Source organism: Mesorhizobium sp. M0618, from assembly GCF_040320765.1.
Taxonomy (GTDB): Bacteria; Pseudomonadota; Alphaproteobacteria; order Rhizobiales; family Rhizobiaceae; genus Mesorhizobium.
Genome location: NZ_JAMYQH010000012.1, coordinates 1 through 12,890 on the forward strand (window position 1 = coordinate 1; position 12,890 = coordinate 12,890).

Genomic DNA, 12,890 nt, shown 5'->3' on the forward strand with positions numbered 1-12,890 from the left:
TATTTTCTTCTTTACCGTTATCTTCTTTGCGTTGGCGCGGGCTGGTTATTTTTGGTTGGTATTTGTGTCTTTTACCACGGGGGCATTCTATTTGCGTGGGGTGGCTGCCTGGGCCGCGCCCGACATCAAGGGCGAGGACGGATTGCGATGAACCCGGAAATCCGCCGTATCATCACCATCGTCGAGGAAACCCGGATCGAAGGCGGGCGGCCCGTCGATCCGCCGACGCGGCGTGCCGCAGCCATCGCGGTGATCCGCAACCCCTATGCGGGTACCTACGTCGAGGACCTGTCGGCACTGAGCGCCATAGGCGAAGCATTGGGAGATATCTTGCCCAAGCGCGCCGTCGCTGCTCTGGGCATTGCCGGCGACCGGGTCGAGAGCTTCGGCAAGGCCGCCGCCGTCGGCGCCGACGGTGAGCTCGAACATGCCGCCGCCATCCTTCATCCAAAGCTCGGTGCCCCGTTCCGCGATGTGCTCGGCAAGGGGGCCGCGCTCATTCCTTCATCGAAGAAGCGCGGCGGCCTCGGCGTGCCGCTCGATATTCCGCTCGGTCACAAGGATGCGGCGCGGGTGCGCAGCCATTTCGACGGCATGGAGGTTCGTGTTCCCGACGCACCGCGGGCCGACGAGATCGTCGTCGCTATCGCCGTCACCGATTCCGGCAGGCCGCACCCGCGCGTCGGCGGGCTGACCAAGGACAAGATTGTCGGGATTGACGGCGTCGGCTGACCGTCAGGCCGCCAGGACTTCCGGCACCCGCATCGCCGGAGGCGTATTTCTGCTCCGGCCGGTCCGCACCACGCCGTCGATGACGACCATTCCAATGCCTGGAAGATTGCCCAGCGCCACGCTGTCGAGCAGCCCGTCGCCGGCACCGCCGATCGCTTGATCCATGAAGATCAGGTCGGCGGCGCGACCGGCCTCGATGATGCCGCGATCATCCAGTCCGCGCACACGCGCCGTGTTGCCGCTGGCAAGACAGAACGCCACTTCCGGCGCGATACCACCCAGCGAAGCCAGCATGGTCAGGGTTCGCAGGATGCCGAGCGGCTGCACGCCGGATCCGGCCGGGCTGTCGGTGCCGAGGATGACGCGCGAAAGTTCGCCGCGCTGCCTTGCCAGGTCGAGCACGAACAGTCCGGTGCGCAAATTGCCGTTATGGACGATTTCAAGCGCCCTCGAGCCCTTCTCGCAGATCTGCCGTATTTCCGCGTCGGGCAGGGCGGTTGGCCCGCCATTGACGTGCGCGACGATGTCGGCGTCGACCTCCAGCACGACATCCGCGCCGATGCGGCCGGAGCCGGGCAGGGATGGACCGCCCGTGTGGGTCATCGAGGTCATGCCGTATTTGCGCGCCCAGGCGATCATCTGCCGGCCGGTCGGCCCGTCCTTGACGCCGCCAAGTCCGACCTCGCCGACAAGCGTCACGCCGGCCTCGGCGAGACTGCGGAAGTCTTCCTCGGTAAGGCCGGGTTCCAGGATCGGTGCCCCGGCCAGGATCTTCATGCCGTTCGGACGGAAGTTGGAGAAGGTGCGTTGGGCAGCGATCGCCAGCGCCTTCAGCCCGACAAGGTCGCGCGGTCGGCCCGGCGTGTGGACTTCACCCGCCGAGATCATGGTGGTGACGCCGCCATGCACAGTCGAATCCATCCAGCCGATCTGGTTCTGCCGAGGCGTCCAGTCGCCGGCCACCGGATGGGCGTGGTTATCGATAAGACCCGGCGAGACCGCACAGCCCATCGCATCGATGATCGTCGCCGCGCTGCCGCCATCAATGTCGCCTGCCTTGCCAATGCTGGTGATGCGTCCATCGCTCACGACGATGGTGTCGGCGTCGATGATCGGTTGTGCGAGATCGCCACTCAGCATGAGACCGATATTGCGGACGACGAGCGTGTTGGCAGACGACTGGGAGTCGGACGACATCGGTTCTCACTTTTGCTGTTATGGAAAAAAGGACTGGACGCGGCTTATTTGCCGCCGTCGCCATTCGATGGGTCGTCGTCGTTGATGCGCTGGAGCAGGCGAAGCAGCGTCGCCTGCTCAGCCGGTGAGAGCGGCGACAGGAACCGCCGCCCGACCTCGACGCTGCGTTCGAGCCGCTCCAGCGTATAGTCGGTCCCTTTGCCGGTCAGCGCGATCATCGTCAGGCGTTGGTCGGTTTCGGAGGCGCTGCGCGTGATCAGCCCGTGTTTGAGCAGTTTGCGCATGACGATGCTGATGGTCGACGGGTCCATCGCCGTCAGCCGGCCGAGATGGTTCTGCGAGACTTCGCCATGCTTGAGGATCGTGGCGAGCGCCGCGAATTGCGTTGGCGAAAGGTCTTCGCCGGCCATCACCTGCTGGAAGCGCAACGTCGCGCGCTGATGCGCCCGGCGGATGACGTGCGCCGGGTGGCGGTCCAATTCATAGCCGGTCTCGGCGTATTGTTGCAGCACTTGCTCGCGGCTCGGGGGTGCATCGCCGCTCGGCGTTTTCGGCGTCGCGCCTTTTTCGGATTGCGGTTTCTTTTCAGTCGTCACACCGGACTCCTATCGCCGCTGTCTTGGATGTCGCCGGTTTGAAAAAAGCTCAAGCCGCGACCTCCGCTGGTTGAAGCGACCTCCCGTCGCGGAGGGCTGCGACGACATCAGCCGAATCGCTGACCACGCCGAAATGGGTCGCTATGTCATAGAGCGAGCTTTCCTGCTCGCGTGGTCCCGTCGCCGCGCAGCAATCGCTTGGCACCACCACCTCATAGCCCTCGAAAAAGGCATCATGGACGGTCGAGCGCACACAGATGTTGGTGACCACGCCGAAGATGATCAACTGATCGGTCTGCATGTCTTTCAGCGTCAGGTCGAGGTCGGTTTGAAAGAAGGCCGAGTAGCGCCGCTTGATCACATGGATCTCGTCATCGCGGGCGCCGAGATCCTCGATGATCTCCGGCCCCCAGCTTCCATCCAGGCAATGCGGTGTGCGCTTCAGCCATTCGCGCTCGCGTCGCATGCCCGGCCGGTGGCTGTCATGGACCCAGATCACCGGCACGCCGGCGGCGCGCGCGGCCTCGATCACGGCCAGTTGCGGCGCGACCAGCGTCTCGTACCCAGGCAGGACCATGGCCCCGCCGGGCTTGCAGAACTCATTGACCATATCGATGACGACAACGGCTGCACGGCGTGGATCGAGGCGCACCGCGTCATCGTGCCGATGTGAGGAAAAACTGTCCACGGACATGGCGAGCTCCTTTGACCGATCGTTGATGCTCATACAAAAAACCCTAGCGGATGCCAAGTCAATCCCGTTCGACGCAAAGCGTGCTGGTCGGCCTTGCGCACCGCGCTCCGACAAGCGTATGCGCTATTTGTCCATCGCGAAATGGCCTTGACAACGCTTGTCAGGCATGTGCTCGATTTGTATGACCATCAACAATATTCAAGCCGCTTAATTGCGGAGCCGAGGCCGAGATATGAAAACCATCGTCACCGGAGCCAGCGGCCTGCTTGGCCGCCATGTGGCCGAGGCTCTGGTTGCGGCCGGCCACGATGTGCTTGGTGTCGATGCCGTGGTGCCGAGTGAGGTCGCATGGCGCCACGCAACCGCCGATTTGACCGATCTGGGATCGACACTGCAGCTGGTGCGCGATTGCGATGCCGTTGTGCATGTCGCGGCCATTCCGCGGCCGACCGGCCGGGCCGGCGGCGAGGTGTTCAAGACCAACATCACGACCGCCTACAATGTGGTCGAGGCAGCTGCCATGGCCGGCGCCAGGCGCTTCGTCTATGCCTCGTCCTTCAGCGTTTTCGGCTATCCCTTTTTCGAGAAACCTGTGCGGCCGCCCTATCTGCCGGTCGACTTGAACCATCCGGTCGGCGCGCAGGACCCGTACGGCCTGTCGAAATGGCTGGGCGAGGAAATCGTCGACGCGGCGGTGCGCCGGGGGGCCTTCTCGGCGGTCAGTATCCGCATGCCGTGGATCCAGACGCCGGGTTCTTTTTTCGAGGGCGTCGGGCCGCGCCGCGCCACCGCCGACAGTGCCCGCGACCTGTGGGCCTATCTCGATGCGCGCGACGCCGGGCAGGGCTTCCTGCGGGCGCTTGAATGGCAAGGCGATGGCCATCTGCGCGTCCTCCTGAGCGCCGCCGACACATTCATGGAAGAGGAGACCGAAGCGCTCGTGCGCCGGGTCTATCCTAATGTCGCTCTGTCGCGGCCGATCGCCGGCTTCGGCGCCGTGCTCGACACGGTCCATGCGCGCGAAACGATCGGTTTCGAACCAAAGTATTCATGGCGTTCCTATCCAAAGCCGGAGACCGAAGGATGAAACGGTTCGACCAGAAAAAGGTCCTCGTCACCGGCGGCGCCGGCGCGATCGGCAGCGCAGCGGTGCGGCGTTTCCTTGACGAAGGCGCGCGGGTCGCCATTGTCGACCGCAATGGCGCGGCGGCGCGGCAATTGGCCAGCTCCCTCGGCGACGACGCCCTGGCGATCGAGGCTGACGTCACCGATGAAGCGGATGTGCGGCGCGCCGTCGCAACGATCGTCGAGGCGTTCGGCGGCCTCGACGTGGTGTTCAACAATGCCGGAATTTCCGGCGTCGTCGCTCCCGTTCACGACCTGCCGGTCGAAGACTGGGATACGACCATCCGCATCAATCTGCGCGGCATCTTCCTCGTGCTGCAGGCGTCGCTTCGGGCGATGATCGAGGCCGGGACCGAAGGCTCGATCGTCAACATGGGCTCGTCCATGGCCGGTTGGGACATCCTTTCGGGTGGTGCCGGCTATGTCGCTTCCAAACACGGGGTGGTCGGCCTGACGCGGGTCGCAGCGCTCGATGCCGCGCCTTACGGCATACGCGTCAACGCCATCTGCCCCGGCGTGATCGAGACGACGCTTGGCGTGCCGGTTTCCGGCGACGGCGAATTCAAGAGCAGCGTCCAGCATTTCGCCGACCGCATTCCGTTGCGCCGCATCGGCCAGCCGGACGATGTCGCGGCCGCCGTGGCTTTCCTGGCCTCCGACGAGGCGAGGCACGTCACAGGCGTGGATTGGCTGATCGACGGCGGCCAGACCTTGCAGAGCTGGGCCAACGCGCCGGCTGGCGGCGCGTTTCCGAAATTTCGCTAGGGTGCGGCGCCGGGGCGCGCTCACCGTGCAGCCTGTCTCGGCCTTCAATGGCGAAGTGTAAATAGTCGGACGTCAACGACTCCCGGTCGCCCGACCCCTCATGATTTACTTCACGCCGATGCCGGCGGTCAGGCCGCCATCGATCTTGTAGTCCGCGCCGGTGCAGAAGCCGGCCTTCGACGAACACAGGAAAGCGATGAGTTCCGCCACCTCCTCCGGCTCGCCGATGCGCCCGATGGGATGCGCTTCGCCGAAGCGCTTGTAGGCGGCCTCTACATCGGCATCGCTGCCATTGTCGCCACGCGCGGCCTTTTCCAGGATCGGAGTGCGGATCGAGCCGGGGCTGACGGAATTGACGCGGATGCCGGAGCGCGCGTGGTCGAGGGCCAGGGCGCGCGTCAGCGTGTGGATGGCGCCCTTTGTGGTGGCATAGGCGGCGACGTTTTGCTGGCAGGAAAAGCCCTGCACCGAAGCGACGTTGACGATGGCGCCGCCGCCCCTGCGGACCATTTCCGGAATACCGAAATGCGCTGTCAGATAGATCGACCCGACATTGACCGACATCGCCTTGTTCCAGGTCTCGAAATCGGTGCTGACGGCGGTTCCGTACGGATGCACCGCCGCCGAATTGACGACGATATCAAGGCCGCCGAACCGCTCCACGCCGGCCGCGACCGCGTCGCGAACCTGATCGGGCGCGGAGACGTCGGCGCTTATGACCAGCGCCCCGGCTGCGGAGCTTTCCAGTTCCGCTTGCAGGGCAGCGTTGGCCGCGCGGTCGATGCCGCAAGCGACGATCGCAGCGCCCCCTGCAGCGAGGCGTCTGGCGGTGGCGAGGCCAATCCCGGTCGTCCCCGTCACCAAGACAACCTTGCCGTCGAAATCCTTCATTGGGAAAACTCCTTCATTCGCTGTCCGAAACCGGTTCCTAGTTTGACACCCATTGTGGTCCAACAATAGGTTGCCATCCTCTCGCAGAAGGAAGCGGCAATGGAACAGTGCTGGCGCTGGTATGGACCGAACGATCCGGTAACGCTCGATCATGTCAGGCAGGCCGGTGCGACCGGCGTGGTGAGCGCCTTGCACGATATCTACGACGGTCGCGCCTGGCCGCTCGAGAGCATTCTGGAGCGCAAGCGTGTCATCGAGGCCGCCGGCCTGACATGGTCGGTGGTCGAGAGCATTCCGGTCCACAACTCCTTCAAGATCGGCGCGCCGGAACGCGAGCGCTATGCCGGCTACTATCGCGACTCAATTCGCGCGCTCGCCAAGGCCGGCATTGCGACGGTCTGCTACAATTTCATGCCGGTGGTCGACTGGACCCGTACGGATCTCGCCTATCGGCTTTCGACGACGGGCTATGCACTGCGTTTCGACGCCATCGATTTCGCGGCCTACGATTTGTTCGTGCTGAAGCGCGTCAATGCCGAGGCCGGCTATACCCCCGCCCGCATCGCCGAGGCGGAAGCGCGGCTGAAGGAATTGAGCAGCGAAGCTATCGACAGGATCGAGCGCAACCTGATCGCCGGCCTGCCGGCAACCGAGCGCAGCTATGACAGGGACAGTTTTCGCGAGGCCCTGGCGGAATACGACGCGATCGGACCAAAGGAGCTGCGCGACAACCTTGCCTGGTTCCTGCGCGAGATCATTCCGGTGGCCGAAGAGGAGGGGGTGCGCATGTGCATCCATCCCGACGACCCGCCTTTCTCGCTCTATGGCCTGCCACGCATCGTTTCGACCGCCGAGGATGCGCGTTTCATCCTCGACGCCGTCGACAGCCCCGCCAACGGCCTGACGTTCTGCACCGGCTCTTATGGCACGCGCGCCGACAACGACATCGTCGCCATGGTCAAGGAATTCGCGGACCGCATCCATTTCGCCCATCTGCGCAACATCACCATCGAGGATGACGGCTCGTTCCACGAGGCCGAGCATCTCGAGGGCGGCACCGACATGGCGCATGTGATCCTGGCTCTGATGCAGGAAGAGGCGCGCCGCCGCCGGGAGGGCCGTGCCGACTGGCGTATTCCGATGCGGCCCGACCATGGCCATCTGCTCGCCGACGATATCGGCAAGACCAGGATCAATCCCGGCTATTCGCTGATCGGCCGGCTGAAAGGCCTCGCCGAGCTGCGTGGCATCATGCGCGCCATCGAGCGGTTCGAACTGGCTTGAGTGGTTCCCTCAATTCGGCTGGCAGGATCTGAACTATCGCGCCGTTTTTGCACTCCCGCGGTGCTTATATGCCACATTGATGAGAAACGCCCTGGGCCGCATCGCGCCAGGGCAGCCATGCGCTGCCGCAGTTCGGCGAAGCTGGGCATGGATTGTCCGCATGGCTTGACGACAAACTTGGTGATGCGGCTCGACACTGGCCGCTTCGACACCATCCAGTAATGGATTGTCACAAACACTGCGATCTTTAGGAAAAATCTCCACGCGCGATGCTTTGAATTACACTAAATCCATAGACAAAGATCGATCCCGTGCTGAGCGCGTTTGTCTGGGTTGTCATATGGCAAAATCTCCTATTATTCTCAATGGCTTCACCATGAATGCCGTCTCCCATGTCGCCTACGGCCTTTGGCGTCATCCGGCCGACCAGGCCTATCGACATGCCGAGCTGGACTACTGGATCGAACTTGCCAAAGCACTGGAGGAGGGCGGCTTCGATTGCTTGTTCATCGCCGACGCGCTGGGCCTTCTCGACGTCTATGGCGGTGGATACGACGCCTCGCTGGCAAAGGGCGTGCAGTCCCCCGTCAACGATCCGCTGTTGCTGGTCTCAGCGCTTGCCGGCGCGACAAGCCGGCTGGGTTTCGGCGTCACCGTTTCGACGACCTACGAAAAGCCATATCTGCTGGCGCGCAAATTCACCACGCTCGATCATCTCACCAAGGGGCGGATCGCCTGGAACGTCGTCACCTCGCAGCTCGACAGCGCGGCGCGCAATCTCGGTCTCGACAGGCAGGTGGCGCATGACGAGCGCTACGAGATCGCCGACGAGTTCATGGATGTCGCCTACAAGCTCTGGCAGGGTTCCTGGGAAGACGGTGCCCTGGTGCGTGATCGCGGCAGCGCCGCCAACCCGGACGGTCTCTATACGGATCCGGAAAAGGTCCATCCGATCGGTCATTCCGGTCGCTACTTCAACGTTCCGGGTCCGCATCTCTCGGAGCCCAGTCCGCAGAGGGTGCCGGTGCTGTTCCAGGCGGGCGGTTCGCCGCGCGGCCAGCGCTTTGCCGCTCGTCACGCGGAGGTGGTCTTTGTCGCCGGTGCCGATGTCGATGGCATCCGCCGCAATGTCGCTGAGGTGAAGCGGCTTGCCCGCGATGAAGGCAGGGCTCCAGGCAGCATCAAGTTCATATCCGCGGTCTCGGTGATCACGGATGAAACCGACGCCGCCGCGGCCGCCAAGCTCGCTGACTACAGGTCGCACTACGATGTCGAAGGCGCGCTGGTGCATTATTCGGCAACGACCGGCATCGATTTTTCCAGGCACGATCTCGACCAGCCTATCCGCTACACCGAAACCGATTCCAACCGTTCCCTGCTGCGCATGTTCGATGACCCGTCGTCGGGCCGCCAGTGGACCTTGCGCCAGGCGTTCTCGCCGGAGGGCGGTTTCGGGCGCGGCAAGTCCTTTGTCGGCGGCCCCAAGACCGTTGCCGACGAGCTCGAGCAATGGCTGGAAGCCACCGACACCGACGGCATCAATTTGACGCATGTGGTCAGCCCCGGCAGCTTCATCGATTTCTCCGCCCACGTCGTTCCCGAGCTGCGGAAGCGCGGACGAATTCGCGAGGATGTCGGTCCCTCGCTGCGGTCCAGGCTCTTCGGGCGTGACAACCGGGTGCCCGCCGATCATCCGGCGGCGCAACACGCTTTCTCGCAGGGCCGTCAGCCGGAGGCTTTGGCATCATGACCATCCACGCCACCGTTCAGCATGAACAGCGCAGCGATTTCCAAGGCTGGGCCGAGAAGGCCGAGGAGGTCGTGCGCGAACTCAAGCGAACAGCTGCAGCGCGCGATCTGGCCGGGGCCGCCCCGCATGCCGAGATAGACCTTTTGCGTCTGGCCGGCCTGCTGACGATCTATATTCCCAAGCGATTTGGCGGCGGTGGCGCGACGCCGGCCGAAGTGCTCAGGATCGTCCGCATCCTGGCCAGGGGCGATACATCGATAGCCCAGATCGTCATCTACCATCTCTTCGGCACGGCAATCGGATTGGACGGCGACAACAAGTCCCTGATCGAAAGACGGCTTCAAGGCTTTCTCTCCAAGGGCTGGTTTCATGCCGGCATCGCGCAGGCCGCCTATGAGCCGCTTGTCGAGGCGAGGCAGGTGGACGGCGGTTTCGTGCTCAACGGCGCCAAGCCTTTCACCAGTGGTGCGCAGGTGGCCGACACGCTGCAGGTCTGGGTGCGCTTTGCCGGGAGCACGCGGATCGCCGGCACCGATGCCAGCGGTCATATCGGCCAGTTCATCGTCGCCAACCCCACGTCAGGCCTCAGCTTCGGCAATGACTGGGACAATATCGGCCAGAGGCTGACGGTGAGCGGCAGTGCGGCGCTCGAAAATGTCGCCGCATCCGCCGACGATCTGGTCGGGCATTGGCCTGATGATACGGTTCATCCGCCGCATGCCACGCTGCATGTGCCGATCGTTCATGCAGCCTTCGGCGAACTTTATCTCGGCACCGCCCTTGCCGCCCTGGAAGACGCCAGGGATTACATCACCCAACGCGGCAGGCCATGGCTGTCCTCGCCGGCAAAGAAAGCCTCCGAGGACACGCTGGTTGTCGAGCGCTTCGGCCGGCTTTCGATCGCGCTGGCGTCCGCGCAGGCGCTCGCGGACGCCGCCGGCGAGGCCGTGCAGCGCGCCTTCGAGCGAGGCAGGGATCTCACCGCGGAAGAGCGTGGCCATGCCGCGGCAATCGCCTACCAGTCGAAGGTGCATTCGACCGAGGTCGCCCTAGAAGTGACGTCGCGGATATTCGAGCTCACCGGCGCCCGCTCGACGGCGCGCTCGTTCGGCTTCGACCGCTACTGGCGCAACGTCCGCACCCACAGCCTGCATGATCCCGTCCACTACAAGGTGCTGGAAGTCGGTGACTTCGCGCTTAACGGCCGTGTGCCGCCGCCAACCTACTATTCGTGAGCCGAAGCATGGCAAGTTCCACCCATAAGGCGGTCAAGCCTCTCATCCTCAACGGCTTCGGTATGACCGTGGTCGGTCACGTGTCGGCGGGCCTCTGGCGTCATCCGAGCGACCGCGCCAACACCTACACCAGCCTCGAATACTGGACCTCGCTGGCCAAGCTGCTCGACGACGGCGGCTTCGACGCGCTGTTCCTCGCTGACGCGCTTGGCCACCTCGATGTCTTCCGGGGGACACCGGATGCGTCGCTGCGCACCGCAGCCCAGTCGCCGGTCAACGACCCGCTGCTGCTGGTCTCGGCAATGGCCGCCGCCACCAGGCATCTCGGCTTCGGCATCACCGTGTCGACCACTTACGAGCAGCCCTATCTCCTGGCCCGCAAGTTCACCACGCTGGATCATCTGACCAAGGGCCGCATTGCCTGGAACGTCGTCACCTCGGTTCTGGAATCGGCGGCGAAGAATCTCGGCCTGGAGCGCCAGATCGACCATGACGAGCGTTACGATCTGGCGCAGGAATTCCTGGATGTCACCTACAAGCTCTGGGAGGGATCCTGGGAGGACGGGGCGGTCGTGCACGATCGCGAGAAGGGGCTCTACACCGACCCTTTCAAAATCCATCCGATCGGCCATCACGGCAAATATTTCTCCGTGCCCGGCGCGCATCTCGCGCAGCCCAGTCCGCAGCGCACGCCGCTTCTGTTCCAGGCGGGAACCTCGCCGCGCGGGCGCGAATTCGCTGCTCGCAACGGCGAGGTGGTGTTCCTCGGCGGCACCAGCACCGCCTCCATCCGCCGCTCGGTCGAGGCGATCCGTGCCCGCGCCGTCGAACTCGGACGGGCGCCGGATGCGATAAAGTTTATCACCGCGGTCACCGTCATTACCGGAGCCACGGACGAAGAGGCCGAGGCCAAGCACAAGGACTATCTATCCTACACCAGTGTCGAAGCGGCCCTGGCGCTGTTTTCGGCATGGACCGGCGTCGACTGGTCGCAATACCCACTCGACCACCCGCTCGAATATATCGAGACAAATGCCGGCCGTTCAGCCCTTGCCAATCTGACGCGGATCGATGCCGACCGGCGCTGGACCGTGGCCGGGATCGCCGAGTATATCGGGCTCGGCGGCATCCATCCCAAGCTGGTCGGCTCACCGCAGAGGATCGCCGACGAGCTCGAACGCATCGCCGATGAATCCGGCGTCGACGGCTTCAACCTGGCCTATGTCGTCAGTCCGGGCACGTTCGAGGACTTCATCGAATTCGTCGTCCCGGAGCTGCGGCGGCGGGGTCGCATCCGGGAACGTGGCGCGCCCGGCACCACGATCCGCGAGCGCTTCCAGGGAGCGGGCCAGCGGCTGCTGCGCGACGACCATCCGGGAACAGCCGCACGCGACCGCTCGAACTGGGGTACCATCGTCGAGGCGGCCGAGTGAGCGGCATCCATCTCCACTGGTATCTGCCGACCAACGGCGACAGCCGGGAAATCGTCGGCTCTGGCGATGATTCCCATCTCGGCAACGGCCCGTCACGATCGCGGTTTCGGGAAGCGAGCCTCGATTATCTCTCGCTGGTCGCCAAGACCGCGGAGACGTTGGGCTTCGAAGCCGTGCTGACGCCGACCGGAACCTGGTGCGAGGATGCCTGGATAGTCACGGCAGCACTGGCGCAGGTCACCACGCGGTTGAAGTTCCTCGTCGCCTTCCGTCCCGGCCTGATCTCGCCGACGCTGGTCGCCCACCAGGCGGCGACCCTTCAGCGCATATCGGGTGGGCGGCTGCTGCTCAACGTCGTCACCGGAGGCGATCCGCTGGAGCAGAAACGCTTCGGCGATCATCTCGGCCACGACCAGCGCTATGAACGCACGGGAGAGTTCCTCGAGATCCTGCGCGGCGTGGTCCTGCCAGCCGGTTCGGGCCGGCGCTTCGATTTCAGGGGAAAGCACTATGACATCGAAGGCGCCCAGATCGATTTCGGCAAATGGCCGCTTCCCGATATCTTCTTCGGTGGCGCAAGTGGTGCTGCGCAAGCGGTCGCCGCGCGCCATGTCGACACCTATCTGGTCTGGGGCGAGAGCCCGGCAACCGAGGCTGCCCGGATAGGCCATGTGCGGGAACTCGCCGCCGCGCAGGGCCGCAAACTAAGCTTCGGCATACGCCTGCATGTCATCAGTCGCGATACCGAGGCGCAGGCCTGGGAGGAGGCCGAGAGGCTGCTGGAGAGACTGACGCCGGAGCGGATCGCGCAGGCGCAGGCAATCCTGGCGCGCACGGAATCGGCCGGCCAGCGCCGGATGAACGCGTTGCATAGCGACAGCGGCACCGCGGCGCTCACCGCGCGCAGCGTGCGCGATCTCGAAATATCGCCGCATCTGTGGGCCGGCTACGGCCTGGTTCGCGGCGGCGCCGGCACCGCGATCGTCGGCAGCCACGAGCAGGTGGCGTCGCTCATCGAGGAGTACCACGCCGTCGGTTTCGACCACTTCATCCTGTCGGGCCAGCCGCATGTCGAGGAAGCCTATCATTTCGCCGAAGGCGCGCTGGCGGTCTTGAAATCGAAGGGGCTGCTCGCAGCCTGAAACATGTGCGGCCTTTGGTGGTCGCGACAATGGAGCATGACGAGAA

General features: G+C 64.3%; 12 protein-coding genes. 8 read left to right on the plus strand and 4 right to left on the minus strand.

Translation table 11 applies throughout. From position 1 onward, the window contains the following. The first annotated feature begins 147 nt into the window (after nt 1-147). On the plus strand, nt 148-732 hold the full coding sequence (locus tag NKJ04_RS14620; RefSeq protein ID WP_023809102.1) for an amino acid synthesis family protein: 585 nt from the start codon (nt 148-150) through the stop codon (nt 730-732). 3 nt (nt 733-735) lie between these two features. Here the strand turns inward: NKJ04_RS14620 and NKJ04_RS14625 are convergent, their stop codons facing one another. From NKJ04_RS14625 to NKJ04_RS14635, 3 genes are read right to left on the minus strand one after another with little or no spacing between them, the layout of a single operon-like run. Continuing rightward, nucleotides 736-1,929 (minus strand): amidohydrolase family protein, encoded by a 1,194-nt coding sequence (locus NKJ04_RS14625; RefSeq protein WP_023809101.1) that lies wholly within the window; start codon nt 1,927-1,929, stop codon nt 736-738. A gap of 44 nt (nt 1,930-1,973) precedes the next feature. Continuing rightward, nucleotides 1,974-2,525 (minus strand): MarR family winged helix-turn-helix transcriptional regulator, encoded by a 552-nt coding sequence (locus NKJ04_RS14630; RefSeq protein WP_023809100.1) that lies wholly within the window; start codon nt 2,523-2,525, stop codon nt 1,974-1,976. A gap of 49 nt (nt 2,526-2,574) precedes the next feature. After that, nucleotides 2,575-3,219, minus strand: coding sequence for a cysteine hydrolase family protein (locus tag NKJ04_RS14635; RefSeq protein WP_352675901.1), 645 nt, complete (start codon nt 3,217-3,219; stop codon nt 2,575-2,577). A gap of 232 nt (nt 3,220-3,451) precedes the next feature. Here NKJ04_RS14635 and NKJ04_RS14640 point away from each other — a divergent pair, with 232 nt between their 5' ends. Together NKJ04_RS14640 and NKJ04_RS14645 are read left to right on the plus strand one after the other, a co-directional pair. Continuing rightward, a complete protein-coding gene (locus NKJ04_RS14640; RefSeq protein WP_352675904.1) occupies nt 3,452-4,306 on the plus strand; it encodes an NAD-dependent epimerase/dehydratase family protein in 855 nt (284 codons plus the stop codon). Then, nucleotides 4,303-5,109 carry an SDR family NAD(P)-dependent oxidoreductase gene (locus tag NKJ04_RS14645; protein WP_023809097.1) on the plus strand — a complete coding sequence of 269 codons (807 nt, stop codon included), beginning with the start codon at nt 4,303-4,305 and terminating at the stop codon, nt 5,107-5,109. The genes NKJ04_RS14640 and NKJ04_RS14645 overlap by 4 nt, the downstream gene beginning before the upstream one ends. 105 nt (nt 5,110-5,214) lie before the next feature. Here NKJ04_RS14645 and NKJ04_RS14650 read toward each other — a convergent pair whose 3' ends face one another. Then, on the minus strand, nt 5,215-6,000 hold the full coding sequence (locus tag NKJ04_RS14650) for an SDR family NAD(P)-dependent oxidoreductase (RefSeq protein WP_352675908.1): 786 nt from the start codon (nt 5,998-6,000) through the stop codon (nt 5,215-5,217). Between the two features lie 99 nt (nt 6,001-6,099). Between NKJ04_RS14650 and uxuA the strand changes: the two genes are divergently transcribed. The 5 genes from uxuA to NKJ04_RS14675 all read left to right on the plus strand — a co-directional run bounded on the left by uxuA (nt 6,100) and on the right by NKJ04_RS14675 (nt 12,844). Continuing rightward, nucleotides 6,100-7,284, plus strand: coding sequence for a mannonate dehydratase (gene uxuA / locus NKJ04_RS14655; protein ID WP_352675911.1), 1,185 nt, complete (start codon nt 6,100-6,102; stop codon nt 7,282-7,284). Nucleotides 7,285-7,624: 340 nt separating this feature from the next. Continuing rightward, the gene (locus NKJ04_RS14660) at nt 7,625-9,034 is read left to right on the plus strand and encodes an LLM class flavin-dependent oxidoreductase (RefSeq protein ID WP_352609986.1); all 1,410 of its coding nucleotides are present in this window, start codon (nt 7,625-7,627) and stop codon (nt 9,032-9,034) included. After that, nucleotides 9,031-10,269: an acyl-CoA dehydrogenase family protein gene (locus NKJ04_RS14665; protein WP_352554984.1), complete on the plus strand. Its 1,239-nt coding sequence runs from the start codon at nt 9,031-9,033 to the stop codon at nt 10,267-10,269. The genes NKJ04_RS14660 and NKJ04_RS14665 overlap by 4 nt, the downstream gene beginning before the upstream one ends. A gap of 8 nt (nt 10,270-10,277) precedes the next feature. After that, complete coding sequence (locus NKJ04_RS14670; RefSeq protein WP_352675914.1) at nt 10,278-11,702, plus strand: LLM class flavin-dependent oxidoreductase; 1,425 nt, start codon at nt 10,278-10,280, stop codon at nt 11,700-11,702. Beyond that, complete coding sequence (locus tag NKJ04_RS14675; protein ID WP_164892822.1) at nt 11,699-12,844, plus strand: LLM class flavin-dependent oxidoreductase; 1,146 nt, start codon at nt 11,699-11,701, stop codon at nt 12,842-12,844. Before NKJ04_RS14670 ends, NKJ04_RS14675 begins: the two co-directional genes overlap by 4 nt. Nucleotides 12,845-12,890: the final 46 nt, after the last annotated feature.

Bases quoted from the DNA above. Each gene is read 5' to 3' on its own strand.
- uxuA (WP_352675911.1), top strand. From the start codon at position 6,100: ATGGAACAGTGCTGGCGCTGGTATGGACCGAACGATCCGGTAACGCTC.
- NKJ04_RS14620 (WP_023809102.1), top strand. From the start codon at position 148: ATGAACCCGGAAATCCGCCGTATCATCACCATCGTCGAGGAAACCCGG.
- NKJ04_RS14640 (WP_352675904.1), top strand. From the start codon at position 3,452: ATGAAAACCATCGTCACCGGAGCCAGCGGCCTGCTTGGCCGCCATGTG.
- NKJ04_RS14665 (WP_352554984.1), top strand. From the start codon at position 9,031: ATGACCATCCACGCCACCGTTCAGCATGAACAGCGCAGCGATTTCCAA.
- NKJ04_RS14645 (WP_023809097.1), top strand. From the start codon at position 4,303: ATGAAACGGTTCGACCAGAAAAAGGTCCTCGTCACCGGCGGCGCCGGC.
- NKJ04_RS14650 (WP_352675908.1), bottom strand. From the start codon at position 6,000: ATGAAGGATTTCGACGGCAAGGTTGTCTTGGTGACGGGGACGACCGGG.
- NKJ04_RS14660 (WP_352609986.1), top strand. From the start codon at position 7,625: ATGGCAAAATCTCCTATTATTCTCAATGGCTTCACCATGAATGCCGTC.
- NKJ04_RS14670 (WP_352675914.1), top strand. From the start codon at position 10,278: ATGGCAAGTTCCACCCATAAGGCGGTCAAGCCTCTCATCCTCAACGGC.
- NKJ04_RS14625 (WP_023809101.1), bottom strand. From the start codon at position 1,929: ATGTCGTCCGACTCCCAGTCGTCTGCCAACACGCTCGTCGTCCGCAAT.
- NKJ04_RS14635 (WP_352675901.1), bottom strand. From the start codon at position 3,219: ATGTCCGTGGACAGTTTTTCCTCACATCGGCACGATGACGCGGTGCGC.